This window comes from Streptomyces luteogriseus (assembly GCF_014205055.1).
Lineage (GTDB): Bacteria > Actinomycetota > Actinomycetes > Streptomycetales > Streptomycetaceae > Streptomyces > Streptomyces luteogriseus.
The window spans coordinates 3,586,298-3,602,249 of the sequence record NZ_JACHMS010000001.1 but is presented as its reverse complement, the minus strand read 5'-3'; the positions used below and the strand labels follow the sequence as shown (position 1 = coordinate 3,602,249).

The 15,952-nt window shown below is 70.1% G+C and carries 17 protein-coding genes and 3 tRNA genes; 17 read left to right on the top strand and 3 right to left on the bottom strand.

What is annotated here, in order from left to right; translation table 11 throughout:
• Positions 1–16: 16 nt before the first annotated feature.
• Positions 17–1,276, bottom strand: a complete 1,260-nt coding sequence (locus BJ965_RS15585; RefSeq protein ID WP_184909162.1) for an amidohydrolase family protein — start codon at positions 1,274–1,276, stop codon at positions 17–19.
• A 237-nt stretch (positions 1,277–1,513) separates the two neighbouring features.
• On the opposite strand from BJ965_RS15585, the gene BJ965_RS15580 reads away from it, so the two are divergent.
• The 9 genes from BJ965_RS15580 (at position 1,514) to BJ965_RS15540 (ending at position 6,747) form a co-directional block, all read left to right on the top strand.
• Positions 1,514–1,586, top strand: a tRNA-Thr gene (locus BJ965_RS15580).
• 47 nt (positions 1,587–1,633) lie between these two features.
• Positions 1,634–1,706: transfer RNA gene (locus BJ965_RS15575), tRNA-Met, on the top strand.
• 90 nt (positions 1,707–1,796) lie between these two features.
• Positions 1,797–1,961, top strand: a complete 165-nt coding sequence (gene rpmG, locus BJ965_RS15570; protein ID WP_003948671.1) for a 50S ribosomal protein L33 — start codon at positions 1,797–1,799, stop codon at positions 1,959–1,961.
• Positions 1,962–2,063: 102 nt separating this feature from the next.
• Positions 2,064–2,516, top strand: coding sequence for a MaoC family dehydratase N-terminal domain-containing protein (locus BJ965_RS15565; RefSeq protein ID WP_142160623.1), 453 nt, complete (start codon positions 2,064–2,066; stop codon positions 2,514–2,516).
• A gap of 8 nt (positions 2,517–2,524) precedes the next feature.
• Positions 2,525–2,953, top strand: coding sequence for a MaoC family dehydratase (locus BJ965_RS15560; RefSeq protein WP_030839760.1), 429 nt, complete (start codon positions 2,525–2,527; stop codon positions 2,951–2,953).
• A 146-nt stretch (positions 2,954–3,099) separates the two neighbouring features.
• Positions 3,100–3,654 carry a TetR/AcrR family transcriptional regulator gene (locus BJ965_RS15555; protein ID WP_184909161.1) on the top strand — a complete coding sequence of 185 codons (555 nt, stop codon included), beginning with the start codon at positions 3,100–3,102 and terminating at the stop codon, positions 3,652–3,654.
• 92 nt (positions 3,655–3,746) lie between these two features.
• The gene (locus BJ965_RS15550) at positions 3,747–5,183 is read left to right on the top strand and encodes an MFS transporter (RefSeq protein WP_184909160.1); all 1,437 of its coding nucleotides are present in this window, start codon (positions 3,747–3,749) and stop codon (positions 5,181–5,183) included.
• A gap of 30 nt (positions 5,184–5,213) precedes the next feature.
• Complete coding sequence (locus tag BJ965_RS15545; RefSeq protein ID WP_184909159.1) at positions 5,214–5,594, top strand: DUF3291 domain-containing protein; 381 nt, start codon at positions 5,214–5,216, stop codon at positions 5,592–5,594.
• A gap of 97 nt (positions 5,595–5,691) precedes the next feature.
• Positions 5,692–6,747, top strand: coding sequence for a UDP-N-acetylmuramate dehydrogenase (locus BJ965_RS15540; protein WP_184909158.1), 1,056 nt, complete (start codon positions 5,692–5,694; stop codon positions 6,745–6,747).
• Positions 6,748–7,558: 811 nt separating this feature from the next.
• Here the strand turns inward: BJ965_RS15540 and BJ965_RS15535 are convergent.
• On the bottom strand, positions 7,559–8,590 hold the full coding sequence (locus tag BJ965_RS15535) for an adenosine deaminase (protein WP_184909157.1): 1,032 nt from the start codon (positions 8,588–8,590) through the stop codon (positions 7,559–7,561).
• Between the two features lie 137 nt (positions 8,591–8,727).
• Positions 8,728–9,954 (bottom strand): pyridoxal phosphate-dependent aminotransferase, encoded by a 1,227-nt coding sequence (locus BJ965_RS15530; RefSeq protein ID WP_184909156.1) that lies wholly within the window; start codon positions 9,952–9,954, stop codon positions 8,728–8,730.
• 306 nt (positions 9,955–10,260) lie between these two features.
• Here BJ965_RS15530 and BJ965_RS15525 point away from each other — a divergent pair.
• From BJ965_RS15525 to rplL, 8 genes are all read left to right on the top strand, one after another.
• Positions 10,261–10,333 (top strand) — tRNA-Trp (locus BJ965_RS15525).
• A 108-nt stretch (positions 10,334–10,441) separates the two neighbouring features.
• Positions 10,442–10,726, top strand: a complete 285-nt coding sequence (gene secE / locus BJ965_RS15520; protein ID WP_030839741.1) for a preprotein translocase subunit SecE — start codon at positions 10,442–10,444, stop codon at positions 10,724–10,726.
• Positions 10,727–10,806: 80 nt separating this feature from the next.
• Positions 10,807–11,655 (top strand): transcription termination/antitermination protein NusG, encoded by an 849-nt coding sequence (gene nusG, locus BJ965_RS15515; protein ID WP_184909155.1) that lies wholly within the window; start codon positions 10,807–10,809, stop codon positions 11,653–11,655.
• Between the two features lie 166 nt (positions 11,656–11,821).
• Entirely contained in the window at positions 11,822–12,256 is a 435-nt protein-coding gene (gene rplK / locus BJ965_RS15510) for a 50S ribosomal protein L11 (protein WP_003992325.1), read from the top strand.
• 78 nt (positions 12,257–12,334) lie between these two features.
• Positions 12,335–13,060: a 50S ribosomal protein L1 gene (gene rplA / locus BJ965_RS15505; protein ID WP_031102571.1), complete on the top strand. Its 726-nt coding sequence runs from the start codon at positions 12,335–12,337 to the stop codon at positions 13,058–13,060.
• Positions 13,061–13,188: 128 nt separating this feature from the next.
• Positions 13,189–14,046, top strand: coding sequence for a hypothetical protein (locus tag BJ965_RS15500; RefSeq protein ID WP_184909154.1), 858 nt, complete (start codon positions 13,189–13,191; stop codon positions 14,044–14,046).
• A gap of 348 nt (positions 14,047–14,394) precedes the next feature.
• Positions 14,395–14,925, top strand: coding sequence for a 50S ribosomal protein L10 (gene rplJ / locus BJ965_RS15495; protein WP_030839726.1), 531 nt, complete (start codon positions 14,395–14,397; stop codon positions 14,923–14,925).
• Between the two features lie 114 nt (positions 14,926–15,039).
• Positions 15,040–15,423 carry a 50S ribosomal protein L7/L12 gene (rplL, locus tag BJ965_RS15490; protein ID WP_030839722.1) on the top strand — a complete coding sequence of 128 codons (384 nt, stop codon included), beginning with the start codon at positions 15,040–15,042 and terminating at the stop codon, positions 15,421–15,423.
• Positions 15,424–15,952 lie beyond the last annotated feature (529 nt).

Sequence of the window (15,952 nt, the reverse complement as noted above, 5' to 3'; positions counted from 1 at the left end):
CCACCCCCCGCAGCCCCTACGGCACGTCACCCCGCCCCTGCCGTGGCAGCCCCAGCTCTGCCGAAGCCGCCGAACTGCAGTACTCCCGCACCGCGCTGGTCCGCGCCACCACGCGCCCCTGGTGCACGACGATCCGGCTGTACGCCAGCGACAGCACCCCCGCGAGCCGCTCCCCGCGCACCGCGAGCAACTCGGCCGGGAATCCCGCCTCCACCCGCACCTCGGGCAGCCCCAGCACCGACCGCGCCGACGCGCTCACCGCGTCGTAGGCCTCCTCGGGCGGCAGGCCGTAGCGCGAGGCCAGCAGGAAGGCCGCCTCCAGCGGGTCGCCACGCCCCACCGGGTTGGACACGTCCCGCAGTGCCCCGCTCCCGGCGGCCACCCGCACCCCGGCCGCGCGCAGCAGCCGTACCGGAGCCGCCCCCCGCCGGTCGGCGCCGCCGCAGCCGCCCTGCGGCAGGCACACCACCGCCACTCCGGCCGCCGCGAGTTGGTCGGCCGTCCGCGAGGCCACCTCGGAGGGCAGCCGACCGAGGTCACCGCACGGGCTGAGGGTCACCCCGGGACGCAGTCCGCCCGCCATGGCCGCGAGCCGGGCCAGCCGGGCCGGGTCGCCGGCGTCCGTGTGCAGGTCGACGGGGCAGCCGTGCTCGGAGGCCATCTCCAGGACCGCCTCCACGTACCCCGTCGGGTCCGGGTCGAGGTCCGGCCGCCCGCCCACCACCGAGGCGCCCATCTTCACCGCGTCCCGCAGCATCGCCAGTCCGTCCGCGCCGGCCACCCCGGTCAGCACCCGGGGCATCGCCACCGTCGTCAGCTCCGCCAGTCCGCGCAGCGATCGTCGCGCCTGCAGTACTGCCGCCAGCGCGCCCAGCCCCTGCACGTCCCCGACGCGCACATGCGCCCGCATCGCCGTCGCCCCGTGCCCGAGCTGGAGCAGCGCGGCCTCCGTCGCCCGGCGCTGCACGTCCTGCGGCTGGTAGGAGACCGGCCCCTCGGCGTCGGCCGACAGGGCCGTGTCGGCGTGGGCGTGCGGCTCGGCCGGGGCCGGCAGCAGCAGATAGCCGCTCAGGTCCACGCGAGCCCGGCACGCGCGCGTGCCACCGGCTCCCAGGCTGCCGACCGTGCCGACCGCCTCGATGCGCCCGCCGCCCAGCCGCACGTCCACGGTCCGGCCGTCGGTGAGCCGCGCCCCGCACAGCAGCAGCGAGGACGGATCGGCCGGACCAGGCGAGGACGACGGGGGCGGTGGCGGCTGCGGCCGGCTGTCGGGCATCGCACTCCAGGGGCTCGGGCTGCGCGCGGGAGGACGCGTGATCACGCAGAGTGAGACGAGCCTAGGACGGCCTCCCGCCCGCAGCCGGGAGGAGCGCAATAGTCGTACCGGCGTGGTCCGCTCGCGGGGCGGGAGACCCCCACGGGGCTGCCGGGAGGACGGTCCGGGCGTCCGGGGCAGGCGCCTCGAAACGGATTTGGGCGAACGGCGGCCGAGCGTGTAATGTCTTCATCGCTCGCCCCAATAGCTCAGTCGGCAGAGCGTCTCCATGGTAAGGAGAAGGTCAACGGTTCGATTCCGTTTTGGGGCTCTGGTGTGACTGGCTCCCGTCGCGAGACGGGGTCCGGACCACATCAAAGCGGTGTAGCTCAGTCGGTAGAGCAAGCGGCTCATAATCGCTGTGTCACCGGTTCAAGTCCGGTCACCGCTACTGACAGTAGCCGATTGCGGGGTCGGTCCTTCGATCGGCTACTCTTTCTTGCGTTGAATAAGTCCATCCGTTCGTCTTAGGAGCACTCACGTGGCTGCCACCGACGTCCGCCCGAAGATCACGCTGGCCTGCGTGGAGTGCAAGGAGCGGAACTACATCACCAAGAAGAACCGGCGTAACAACCCGGATCGTCTTGAGATGAAGAAGCACTGCCCGCGTTGCAATGCGCACACCGCGCACCGCGAAACGCGATAATTCAGGCTCGTACACGAGGCCGTTCCCGAGAGATCGGGGGCGGCCTCGCGTCGTTGAGGGACCGCGTACCGGTCAGTAGAGCTAACCAGGAGGTGCCGAGCCATGGCGCTCGACCAGTCCTTCGTGGGGCGGACGTACCCGCCCACCGCGCCCTACGAGGTGGGCCGGGAGAAGATCCGTGAGTTCGCCGAGGCGGTCGGGGACGCCAACCCGGCGTACACGGACGCGGAGGCCGCCAAGGCGCTCGGTCACCCCGATGTGATCGCTCCGCCGACCTTCGTCTTCGCGATCACCTTCAAGGCCGCCGGTCAGGTCGTCCAGGACCCGCAGCTCGGCCTGGACTACAGCCGCGTGGTGCATGGCGACCAGAAGTTCGCCTACCGCCGACCGGTTCGCGCCGGGGACCGGCTCACGGTCACCTCGACCATCGAGGCGATCAAGTCTCTCGCGGGCAACGACATCGTGGACATCCGCGGTGAGGTCCACGATGAGGCAGGCGAGCACGTCGTGACCGCCTGGACCAAGCTCGTGGCCCGCGCGGCCGAGGAGGCGTGAGCGATTTCATGACCGCGAAGATCTCCTACTCCGACGTCGAGGTGGGCACCGAACTGCCCGCGCAGACCTTCCCCGTGACCCGCGACACCCTCGTCCGGTACGCGGGCGCCTCCGGTGACTTCAACCCGATTCACTGGAACGAGAAGTTCGCCAAGCAGGTCGGCCTGCCCGACGTCATCGCGCACGGCATGTTCACCATGGCCGAAGCGATTCGCGTGGTCACCGACTGGACCGGCGACCCGGGCGCGGTCGTCGAGTACGGCGTCCGCTTCACCAAGCCCGTCGTCGTCCCGAACGACGACCAGGGCGCAGTGATCGAGGTGGCCGGCAAGGTCGCCGCCAAGCTCGACGACAACACGGTGCGCGTGGACCTCACGGCGACCTGTGCCGGGCAGAAGGTGCTGGGCATGTCCCGGGCTGTCGTGCGACTGGCCTGACACGGCCGCGACACGTTGTAAGGGGCGCTCACCACTGCGGAGCGCCCCTTACGCATGGCGTGGCCTCTTCCACGCGTTCTCCCTGTGTGTGGCGTGCGCGGTCCACCGCTTGACATGGTTAGTGATTGAGCACTAACTTCGAATGCATGGCCAGGATGAGTGCGGAAGAGCGACGCGAGAGCGTCATCCGGGCGGCGTCGACCGAGTTCGCTCGCGGTGGCTACCACGGCACCTCGACCGAGGCGATCGCCCGCCGGGTCGGCGTCTCGCAGCCGTATCTCTTCCGCCTCTTCCCGGGCAAGAAGGCGATCTTCCTGGCGGCGGCCGAGCGGTGCGTCGAGGACACCATCCGGATGTTCGCGGAGGCCGCCGAGGGGCTGGAGGGTGAAGAGGCCCGCCACGCCATGGGCGGCGCTTACATCGAGGCCATTTCCGAGCAGCCCGAGCGGCTGATGATGCAGATGCAGATGTACCTCGCCGTGGCGGCTGCGGAGGAGGAGGGGGACCGCGAGTTCGGCGAGGCCGTGCGCGCGGGCTGGATGCGGCTGTGGGACACCATCCACGGGCCGCTGGGTGCCGACGCCCAGGAGACGACGACCTTCCTCGCCCAGGGCATGCTCATCAACTGCCTGGTGGCCATGGGCTTCCCGGCCGATCACCGGGTCTGGGCGGGACTGGCCCCGCCGGAGTCCGGCAGTTGACAGTTCAGGGCGACGAAACGGGCCCTTTTCATGACCTCGAAAGTTAGTAATCAATAACTAATCGATCACGGCACACACTCCATGGGGGAGCGATGTCACAGCAGACCGCACGTCGCGGGGGAGCCGCCTGGGCCCTCGTCATCACCAGCGTCGCCGGATTCATGGCGGCCCTCGACAACCTCGTCGTCACCACCGCCCTGCCCTCCATCCGCGAGGACCTCGGCGGCGGGCTGCACGACCTGGAATGGACCGTGAGCGCCTACACGCTCACCTTCGCCGTTCTGCTGATGTTCGGCGCGGCTCTCGGCGACCGCTTCGGCCGCCGCCGGCTGTTCATCGCCGGACTCACCGTCTTCACCGGCGCCTCCGCCGCCGCGGCCATGGCGCCCGGCATCGACTCCCTCATCGCCGCCCGCGCGGTCCAAGGCGTCGGCGCGGCCGTGATGATGCCGCTGACGCTCACCCTGCTGACCGCCGCCGTGCCCGTCGCCAAGCGCGGCATGGCGTACGGCATCTGGGGCGCCGTCAACGGACTCGCCGTCGCCTCCGGACCGCTCGTCGGCGGCACCCTCACCGAGCACATCTCCTGGCATTGGATCTTCTGGCTGAACGTCCCGCTGGGTCTGGCCCTGCTGCCGCTCGCCCGGCTGCGCCTCGCCGAGTCCCACGGCACCGGAGCCCCGCTCGACATCCCCGGCACCCTGCTCGCCAGCGGCGGCCTCTTCGGCATCGTCTACGGCCTGGTCCGCGGCCCGGCCGACGGCTGGACCGGTTCCCTCGTCCTGACGGGCCTGTTCGCGGGCTCCGCGCTGCTCGCCGGCTTCATCCTCTACAGCGCCCGCGCCAAGAACCCCATGCTCCCGATGCGGCTGTTCCGCTCCCGTGCCTTCGCCGGCATCAACGCGGCGAGCCTGCTGATGTTCCTCGGCATGTTCGGCTCGATCTTCCTGCTCAGCCAGTACATGCAGGGCGTCCTCGGCTACTCGCCCACCGAGGCGGGCCTCAGGATGCTGCCCTGGACCGGCATGCCGATGCTGGTCGCCCCGATCGCCGGCATCCTGGCCGACCGCATCGGAGGCCGCCCGGTGGTCGCCACGGGCCTCTTCCTGCAGGCCCTGGGCCTCGGCTACATGGCGGTGGTGGCCACGGCGGACGCCTCCTACGGCTCGCAACTGCCCGCCCTGATCGTCAGCGGCATCGGCATGGCGCTGTACTTCGCCCCCGCCTCCCACCTGGTGATGTCCAGCGTGCGGCCGTCGGAGCAGGGCATCGCCTCCGGGGCCAACAACGCGCTGCGCGAGGTCGGCGGGGCGCTCGGCATCGCCGTCATGGCATCGATCTTCGCCGCTCAAGGCGGCTACGAGACCGGCCAGACCTTCGTCGACGGCATGCGGCCCGCCCTGGTGACGGGCTCCGCGGTGGTCGCCCTCGCGGGCATCGCCGCCCTGCTGATACCGACCCGGCGGCGCACGGAACGGCAGGCGCAGTCGGCCGAACCGGCACCGGTGCTGGAGACGGCCGCCCACTGACCCCGAAGGACCCGAACAAGGAGAAGCGGCATGCCCACTCTTCCCTGGACCGTCCCGAACACCCCGCCCCGCGCCACCGAGGTGCACGTCTTCGCCTCCCGCTTCGAGACCCGCACGCTCTGGGGAGCCCTGAGGTTCCTCGCCGGTACGCCCGCCGTCTGGAGGCAGGTCCGCCGTAGCCCCGGCGCCTATGGGGCGACCCTCAAGGCGAAGCCGTTGCGGCGGACCTTCTGGACCCTGTCGGCCTGGGAGTCCAAGGACGCGCTCCACGCCTTCGTCCGCGCGGGTGCCCACGGCCCCTCCTCCCGGGGCCTCGCCCCGCAGATGAAGGACTCGGCCTTCACCACCTGGCAGGTGAGCAGCGACGAACTCCCGCTGCCCTGGTCCGAGGCGCTCCGCCGCCTGCCCTGACGACCCCCACGCGCGCGTGCGGCCCCGTTTCCCTGCGGAACGGGGCCGCACGCACGCGTGCCCGGCCCTGTCCGTGCCGTCTCGTACTCTTGAGCCCGTGCAGGAACTCCACGACGCCCCCCTCGCCCCGCTGACGACCTTCCGGCTGGGCGGCCCCGCGACCCGGCTGGTCACCGCGACGACGGACGACGAGGTGATCGCCGCCGTCCGCGAAGCCGACGAGGCGGGCACCCCGCTGCTGCTCATCGGCGGCGGCTCGAACCTCGTCATCGGCGACAAGGGCTTCGAGGGCACCGCCCTCGTCCTCGCCACCAAGGGCTACTCCCTCAACGGCACGAGCCTGGAGCTCGCGGCCGGCGAGGTCTGGACCGACGCGGTCGCCCGTACGGTCGAGGCGGGCCTGGCCGGCATCGAATGCCTGGCCGGCATCCCCGGCTCGGCGGGCGCGACCCCCATCCAGAACGTCGGGGCGTACGGCCAGGAGGTCTCCTCGACGATCACCGAGGTCGTCGCCTACGACCGCCGCACCGGCGAGACGGTCACGCTGGCGAACGAGGACTGCGCCTTCTCCTACCGCCACAGCCGCTTCAAGTCCGACCCCGAGCGGTATGTGGTCCTGCGTGTCCGCTTCTCCCTGGAGGACGCCGAGGGACTCTCCGCGCCCCTCCGCTACGCCGAGACGGCCCGCGCCCTCGGTGTGGAGGCGGGCGACCGAGTCCCCCTCGCCTCGGCCCGCGAGACCGTGCTCAAGCTGCGTGCGGGCAAAGGCATGGTCCTGGACCCCGAGGACCACGACACCTGGTCGGCCGGCTCCTTCTTCACCAACCCGATCCTCACGGACACGGACTTCGCGGCGTTCCGCGCCCGCGTGCGCGAGCGGCTCGGCGACGGGGTGGAGCCTCCCGCGTACCCGTCCGGTGAGGGCCACACCAAGACCTCCGCGGCCTGGCTGATCGACAAGTCCGGCTTCGCCAAGGGCTACGGCGACGGCCCGGCCCGCATCTCCACGAAGCACACGTTGGCGCTCACGAACCGGGGGAGTGCGACCACCGAGGATCTCCTCGCCCTGGCCCGCGAGGTCGTGGCCGGAGTCCACGAGGCCTTCGGAATCACCCTGGTCAACGAGCCGGTCACGGTCGGCGTCAGTCTGTAGACACCCGGCGCCGCCACTGAGGCCGGCTGGGTCCGCAGCCCGGCGAGGCGGGGTGCCGCTGCGCCCACCCGTGCCGCCCCCAGCGGCACGCATGCCCGCAGCGGGGGCGGCTCGCAGCCAGGCGGGGCAAGCCCCCGCAGCCGAGGACAGCCGCCACGCACACGCTGCGCGCAGCGAGACGTCCCCCCCGCCACGAATGCCCGCAGCCGAGCCGGACAGACGGCCCCCGCGCCGCGCGCATGCGGCGCCGACCGGTCCCCGCAGCCGCCGGACGACGCAAGGGCCCGTGTTGGGGTGTCCGCCCGCAGCGGGGCTGCGCGCAGCCGACCAGGACGGGCGCCCGGAGCTGGGCCAGCCGCCACGCGCACGCGACGCGAAGCGGCACGCCCCCGCACCCGAGCACCTGCGGCGCAGGCCGCGACGCTCCCGCATCCGCCCGTGCACCCGCACCCGAGCACCTGCTGCACAGGCCGCGACGCTCCCGCACCCGCGTACGGCGAGAAGGGGTCGTGTCGGGGGGTGTCCGCCCGCAGCGGTTGGCGCGTCAACGGACAGTGAGTCGGTGTGGCACCCCATCGCGCCGTTCCGAGGACGGACACCCCCCGGCGCGGCCCCGACCCACCTCCACCCGGGCGCCGACCCCGCGACCCACGACCACCCGGGCGCCGGTCACGCGACCCACCCCCACCCGGGCGCCGACCCCGCGACCCACGACCACCCGGGCGCCGATCACGCGACCCACCTCCACCCGGGCGCCGACCCCGCGACCGACCCCCACCCGCTGGCCGGCCACGCGGACCACCCCCACCCCCTACGACGTCAGCCAGTCGTCCACCCCCGCCAGCAGCTTCGTCTTCACGTCCTCCGGCGCCGCCGACCCCCGCACCGACTGCCGAGCCACCTCCGCCAACTCCGCATCCGTGAACCCGTGATGCCGCCGCGCGATCTCGTACTGCGCGGCAAGACGCGACCCGAACAGCAACGGGTCGTCCGCGCCCAGCGCCAACGGCACCCCCGCCTCGAACAACGTCCGCAGCGGCACGTCCTCCGGCTTCTCGTACACCCCCAGCGCCACGTTCGACGCCGGACACACCTCGCACGTCACCTGCCGGTCCGCGAGCCGCTTCATCAGCCGCGGATCCTCCGCCGCCCGCACCCCGTGCCCCACCCGGTCGGCCCCCAGGTCGTCCAGGCAGTCCCGCACCGACGACGGCCCCGCGAGCTCACCCCCGTGCGGCGCCGACAGCAATCCGGCCTCACGCGCGATCCCGAACGCCCGGTCGAAGTCCCGCGCCATCCCCCGACGCTCGTCGTTCGACAGCCCGAACCCGACGACCCCCCGGTCCGCGTACCTCGTCGCCAGCCGCGCCAGTGTCCGCGCGTCCAGCGGATGTTTCATCCGGTTCGCCGCGACCAGCACCCGCATCCCGAGCCCGGTCTCCCGCGATGTCGTCTCCACCGCGTCGAGGATGACCTCCAGCGCCGGAATCAGCCCACCCAGCCGCGGCGCGTACGACGTCGGGTCGACCTGGATCTCCAGCCACCCCGACCCGTCCCGCAGATCCTCCTCCGCGGCCTCCCGCACCAGCCGCTGGATGTCCTCCGGCTCCCGCAGACACGAGCGCGCCGCGTCGTACAGCCGCTGGAAGCGGAACCAGCCCCGCTCGTCCGTGGCCCGCAGGCTCGGCGGCTCCCCGCCGACCAGGGCCTCGGTCAGCGCGTCGGGCAACCGCACCCCGTGCTTGTCGGCCAGTTCCAGCACGGTCGAGGGCCGCATCGACCCGGTGAAGTGCAGGTGGAGATGGGCTTTCGGCAGCTCAGAGACATCACGTTCACGCTCCATCCCAGGATCCTGCCGCATGCCTCAGCAGTCCCGACAGCGTTTTCCCCGAACGTGGTCTTGCTCGCACGTGCACACGACAGAGCGGGCCGCTCCCCGCAAGGGGAACGGCCCGCCCACCACCTCACGTGAGGTGCAGGTCAGTCCCGCGCCTCCGCCAGCAGCTTCTGGATCCGGCTCACACCCTCGACCAGATCCTCGTCACCCAGCGCGTACGACAGCCGCAGGTAGCCCGGCGTACCGAACGCCTCACCCGGCACCACCGCGACCTCGGACTCCTCCAGGATCAGCGCGGCGAGCTCGACCGTGTCCTTGGGCCGCCGGCCCCGGATCTCCTTGCCGACCAGCGCCTTCACCGACGGATAGGCGTAGAACGCGCCCTCCGGCTCCGGGCACACCACACCGTCGATCTCGTTCAGCATCCGCACGATGGTCTTGCGCCGCCGGTCGAACGCCTCACGCATCTTCGCGACGGCGTCCAGCTCACCGGAGACGGCGGCCAGCGCGGCGGCCTGGGCGACGTTGGACACGTTCGACGTGGCGTGCGACTGCAGGTTGGTCGCGGCCTTGACGACGTCCTTCGGGCCGATGATCCACCCGACCCGCCAGCCGGTCATCGCGTACGTCTTCGCGACACCGTTGACCACGACGCACTTGTCGCGCAGCTCGGGCAGCACCGCCGGCAGCGACACGGCGGAGGCGTCGCCGTAGACGAGGTGCTCGTAGATCTCGTCGGTCATCACCCACAGGCCGTGCTCGACGGCCCAGCGGCCGATGGCCTCGGTCTCCTGCTCGCTGTAGACCGCGCCGGTCGGGTTGGACGGCGAGACGAAGAGGACGACCTTCGTCTTCTCCGTACGGGCCGCCTCCAGCTGCTCGACGGTCACCCGGTAGCCGGTCGTCTCGTCGGCGACGACCTCCACCGGGACACCCCCGGCCAGCCGGATCGACTCCGGGTAGGTCGTCCAGTACGGCGCGGGCACGATGACCTCGTCGCCCGGGTCGAGGATCGCGGCGAAGGCCTCGTAGATGGCCTGCTTGCCACCGTTGGTGACCAGGATCTGCGAGACGTCGGGCTCGTAGCCGGAATCCCGCAGCGTCTTCGCGGCGATGGCGGCCTTCAGCTCGGGCAGACCGCCGGCCGGCGTGTAGCGGTGGAACTTCGGGTTCTTGCAGGCCTCGATCGCGGCCTCGACGATGTAGTCCGGGGTCGGGAAGTCGGGCTCACCGGCGCCGAAGCCGATCACCGGTCGCCCGGCTGCCTTGAGGGCCTTGGCCTTGGCGTCCACGGCGAGGGTGGCGGACTCGGAGATCGCGCCGACTCGGGCGGAGACCCGGCGCTCGGTGGGAGGGGTTGCAGGGCTCATGGGCCCCATCGTTTCAGACCGGAAACGCGCGCGGCACGGGGGTTTCACAGACTGAACAACGTCGGGCAAACCCCTGAACAACAGTGCGGATCGCCCGCACGGCCTGGGCGATCTTCAGCGGATTCACGTCAGTCCGCCCCCGGTTCCGGCGGCGATCTTCCGCCAACGAGCCCTGACGCGAGCCCTATCTGTTCGACGACCGGCCGCCGAGCACGTACACTCACACCTCGTTGGCCTTCAGCAGGCCGCGCCCGTTCGGTGCACACCAAGCATCCGGATGGATGCGGTACGTTGGGGGGCACACAAAGGGTCGTAGCTCAATTGGTAGAGCACTGGTCTCCAAAACCAGCGGTTGGGGGTTCAAGTCCCTCCGGCCCTGCTACACACACCTTCGCCAGGATGTGTGCGCATGTACGTACAGCAATGCACCGCCGTGCGGCTCAGACCGGGCGCGGCACGGCCACGACCCGGAATCAGGTGAGGACGAGTGACGGACGCCGTGGGCTCCATCGACATGCCTGATGCCCAGGACGAGGCGCCGGAGTCCAAGAAGACTCGCAAGGGCGGCAAGCGCGGCAAGAAGGGCCCGCTGAAGCGGCTCGCCCTCTTCTACCGTCAGATCGTCGCGGAGCTGCGCAAGGTCGTCTGGCCGACGCGCAACCAGCTGACGACCTACACGACCGTGGTGATCATTTTCGTCGTCATCATGATCGGCCTGGTCACCGTGATTGACTATGGGCTCAGCAACGCCGCCAAGTACGTGTTCGGCTGAGCAGTCCGCGAAGAGCGCCGAGGTACCCGGCGCTCCTTTCGCATGTTCCACCCCCATGTATCCAGGAAGAAGCAGCCACCGTGTCTGACCCGAACGTGAACGACGCCATCGAGCCTGTCGAGTCCGTCGAGGACGAGCTCGACATCGTCGAGGGCGCGGACAACGAGGACACCGAGGCCTCCTCCGAGGTCGAGGCTGCCGACGCCGTCGCGGACGACGCCGACGAGGCGGAGACCGAGGACGCCGACGAGGCGGAGACCGAGGACGCCGACGAGTCCGCGGAAGAACTCGAGGAAGAGCCCGAGGACGACCGCGACCCGATCGAGAAGCTCCGCGAGGAACTGCGGGTCCTGCCCGGCGAGTGGTACGTCATCCACACGTACGCCGGCTACGAGAACCGCGTGAAGACCAACCTGGAGCAGCGCGCCGTCTCGCTGAACGTCGAGGACTACATCTTCCAGGCCGAGGTGCCGCAGGAAGAGGTCGTCCAGATCAAGAACGGCGACCGCAAGACGATCAAGCAGAACAAGCTTCCGGGCTACGTCCTCGTCCGTATGGACCTGACGAACGAGTCCTGGGGCGTCGTCCGCAACACCCCCGGCGTCACCGGCTTCGTGGGCAACGCCTACGACCCGTACCCGCTGACCCTGGACGAGATCGTCAAGATGCTCGCCCCCGAGGCCGAGGAGAAGGCCGCCCGCGAGGCCGCCGAGGCCGAGGGCAAGCCGGCTCCGCAGCGCAAGGTCGAGGTCCAGGTGCTGGACTTCGAGGTCGGCGACTCGGTCACCGTCACCGACGGCCCGTTCGCCACGCTGCAGGCGACCATCAACGAGATCAACCCGGACTCGAAGAAGGTCAAGGGCCTGGTCGAGATCTTCGGCCGCGAGACGCCGGTCGAGCTCTCCTTCGACCAGATCCAGAAGAACTGACTTCCGGACTCACCGCTTCCGCGCAGGTCAGGCGATCGCTCGAGCGGCCGCCTGACCTGCGCGGTTTTTGGCCGCACATCTATACCCGTTATCGTTGTGCGGTATGCCTGCGTCCGGGTGGTCCCCGTACGCAGGCAGGACCCGAATCGAAAGGACCCGGAGAGCTATGCCTCCCAAGAAGAAGAAGGTCACGGGGCTCATCAAGCTCCAGATCCAGGCCGGTGCCGCCAACCCGGCCCCGCCGGTCGGCCCCGCGCTGGGTCAGCACGGCGTGAACATCATGGAGTTCTGCAAGGCCTACAACGCCGCGACCGAGTCGCAGCGTGGCTGGGTGATCCCGGTGGAGATCACGGTCTACGAGGACCGTTCCTTCACCTTCATCACCAAGACGCCGCCGGCCGCGAAGATGATCCTGAAGGCCGCGGGCATCGAGAAGGGCTCCGGCGAGCCGCACAAGACCAAGGTCGCGAAGATCACGCGTGACCAGGTCCGTGAGATCGCCACGACCAAGATGCCCGACCTCAACGCCAACGACCTGGACGCCGCCGAGAAGATCATCGCCGGCACCGCCCGCTCCATGGGCGTCACGGTCGAGGGCTGAGCCCCAACCCACCACCAGCAGTAGTGGCGGGGCCTGCTCGGCCCGGACCACGACTCCTAAGAATCCACAGGAGCAGTAGTGAGCAAGCGCAGCAAGTCCCTTCGCGCTGCGGACGCCAAGGTCGACCGGGAGAAGCTCTACGCCCCGCTCGAGGCCGTCCGTCTCGCCAAGGAGACCTCCACGACCAAGTTCGACGGCACCGTCGAGGTCGCCTTCCGCCTGGGTGTCGACCCGCGCAAGGCCGACCAGATGGTCCGTGGCACCGTGAACCTTCCGCACGGCACCGGTAAGACCGCCCGGGTCCTGGTCTTCGCGACCGGTGACCGTGCCGAGGCCGCGCGTGCCGCGGGCGCCGACATCGTCGGCGCCGACGAGCTGATCGACGAGGTGTCGAAGGGCCGTCTGGACTTCGACGCCGTCGTCGCCACCCCGGACCTCATGGGCAAGGTCGGCCGCCTCGGCCGTGTGCTCGGTCCGCGTGGTCTGATGCCGAACCCGAAGACCGGTACCGTCACCCCCGACGTCACCAAGGCCGTCACCGAGATCAAGGGCGGCAAGATCGAGTTCCGCGTCGACAAGCACGCGAACCTGCACTTCATCATCGGCAAGACGTCGTTCGACGACACCAAGCTGGTGGAGAACTACGGCGCGGCGCTGGAGGAGATCCTCCGTCTGAAGCCGTCCGCCGCCAAGGGTCGCTACATCAAGAAGGCCGCCATCAGCACCACGATGGGCCCCGGCATTCCGGTCGACTCCAACCGCACCCGCAACCTCCTCGTCGAGGAGGACCCGGCTGCGGTCTGAGCCTGACGGCTCACCCAACCGGTCACGGGCCCCGCACCTCTTACAGGTGCGGGGCCCGTTCCCTTTTCCGGTACGTACGCCGGTGGCCTGGGTTAACGTGCGGGAACCGGATGCGAACGGGGGGACGTATGCAGGGCACGACCGTGCGCCGCGTGGGCCTGGTGCTCGCGGTGGCGACCGCGCTGACGGGGGTGGCCGCCTGCACGTCCCAGGACTCCTCCGACGGGCCAGGCCGGGACGACCGGGCCCCGCGCGGCCGCACCCTCGCGGCCCTGCGCTCCGCCGAGCGTGCCACCCAGCACGCCGAGTCCGCCCGGGTCGAGTCCACGACGACCATGGGCTCGCTGATGTCCATGACCGCCGACGGCACCCTCGGCTGGAACGACGGCATCACCGGCACCCTCACCATCACATACACCGGCGGCACCGTGGCCGACACGATGCGCCGGCTCGGCACCACCTCGATGGAGGCCCGCTACCTGCCCGAGGCGTACTACGCGCGTATGGGTGAGAAGTTCGCCGAGCGGGCCGGCGGCAAGCACTGGATCCGGTACGCGTACGACGACCTCGAAGCCCTCACCGGCGGCTCGGGCGGCCACCTCGGTGACCAGATGCGCAGCACCACGCCCAACCAGTCCGTGAAGCTCCTGCTGTCCTCCGGCGATGTCAGGAAGGTCGGCGAGGAGACCGTCCGCGGCCGGTCGGCCACCCACTGGTCCGGCACCGTGACGGCGGCCGACATCGCCGACACCGGCCTGCGCAAGCAGCTCACCGAGGCCGGAGTGACCACGGAGACCGTCGACATCTGGGTGGACGAGCGGAACCTGCTGGTCAAGAAGGTCGAGAAGGCACGGATGGCCACGGGCCTGATGACCCAGACGGCGCACTACGCCGACTACGGCGCGGAGGTCCGGGCCGAGCGCCCCCCGCGGTCCGACACCGGGGACTTCGAGGACCTGATGCGGAAGCAGACCGGCAGGCCCTGAGACCCTCGAGGACGACACGGCGGAGACCCGAGCGGGACCACGCCGAGCAGTTGCTGATCAGCCGTACGGGCGGATTTGCTTGACGGCGATCCGTTCCCGTATTCTCCTACAGAAGCCAAAGACCGCTGGTCGTTACCGCGTGCTCATCAGAGGGCGCGGTGGCCGAAGGATCCGCTGAACGGCGGACGACCCGCGCAGGTGACACTGGAGAAGCTCCCGGAGTCCGCCGCCTTGTGCGTGCGAAACCGGTCGAGCTACGCCCCGTGCGCTTGCGCCGGGGCGTTTCGTTTTCCCCAGTCCTCCTTCGGGTCCGCGCGGTCCGACACACCCGGAAGGAGGCCGAGGCTCATGGCGAGGCCTGACAAGGTCGATGCCGTCGAGGAGATGCGGGAGAAGTTCCGCAACTCCAACGCTGCCGTCGTTACCGCGTACACCGGTCTCACCGTCGCGCAGCTCCAGCAGCTGCGTCGTTCACTCGGTGAGAACGCTCAGTACCGTGTGGCGAAGAACACGCTGACCAAGATTGCGGCCAACGAGGCCGGGATCACGACGCTGGACGACCTCTTTGCGGGTTCGTCGGCCGTCGCCTTCGTGACCGGTGACCCGGTCGAGGCGGCGAAGGGTCTCCGTGACTTCGCCAAGGACAACCCCAACCTCGTCATCAAGGGCGGCGTCCTTGACGGCAAGGCGATGTCCGCCGATGAGATCAAGAAGCTTGCGGACCTCGAGTCCCGCGAGGTTCTGCTCTCCAAGCTGGCGGGTGCCTTCAAGGGCAAGCAGTCCCAGGCTGCTCAGCTCTTCCAGGCGCTTCCCTCGAAGCTCGTCCGCACCGTGGACGCGCTCCGTGCCAAGCAGGACGAGCAGGGCGGTGCCGAGTAACTCGGCTCGCATCCCGGCCGCCGCTGCCTGAACGCGGCGACCGTCGCGGGCCAGTAGTACGCCCGCCTCACATGTACATCCGGCACCTGCCGATTTAGTGGAAGGACCGCCATCATGGCGAAGCTCAGCCAGGAAGACCTGCTCGCGCAGTTCGAGGAGATGACCCTCATCGAGCTCTCCGAGTTCGTGAAGGCGTTCGAGGAGAAGTTCGACGTCACCGCCGCCGCGGCCGTCGCCGTCGCCGGCCCGGCCGGCCCCGCCGCCCCGGCCGAGGCCGAGGCCGAGCAGGACGAGTTCGACGTCATCCTCACGGGTGCCGGCGACAAGAAGATCCAGGTCATCAAGGTCGTGCGTGAGCTGACCTCCCTGGGTCTGAAGGAGGCCAAGGACCTCGTGGACGGCGCCCCGAAGCCCGTCCTCGAGAAGGTCGCCAAGGACGCCGCCGAGAAGGCCGCCGAGTCCCTCAAGGGCGCCGGCGCCTCGGTCGAGGTCAAGTAACACCCTCGGATCCGTCAGGATCCACAACACGTCCCGCCGGACGTGTAACGCGTAAGCGCGGAAGAGCGATCATCCATCCGGGTGGTCGCTCTTCGGCGTTTCCGGGGGCCGGCCACGGTTGCCTTGAACCCTTTGTGACGGGGGGTATGGTGATCTTCGTCGTGTCTCCGGGCGGCCCCGGATCGGGCAGGGGGGCCTTGACGAACCGCACGCAGCGCGCAATTCTCAGGACGCGTCGTCACAGGATCCGAATCCGAGGCATGGATCGGCGACGAAGAGGGCAGTATCAACGTGCGTTGAGGGCAGCGCCGTGTCGCAGGAGTGGAACAACGAGGGTGAACACGGGTTTCACGACCCGCACTGGACATCAGTGGGCCAAGTGGCTACACTGACCCTTTGCGCTGCCTGTTAGCTGTCCCCTGCCCGTCACCAGGGGTCTGCCCTCGCCCGAGCATCGACGACAAGATCCGTTGACCTGGCCTCATCGCCGGACCGACGCAGCTTGTCTCCGTGTACGGGAGAGGGGCCG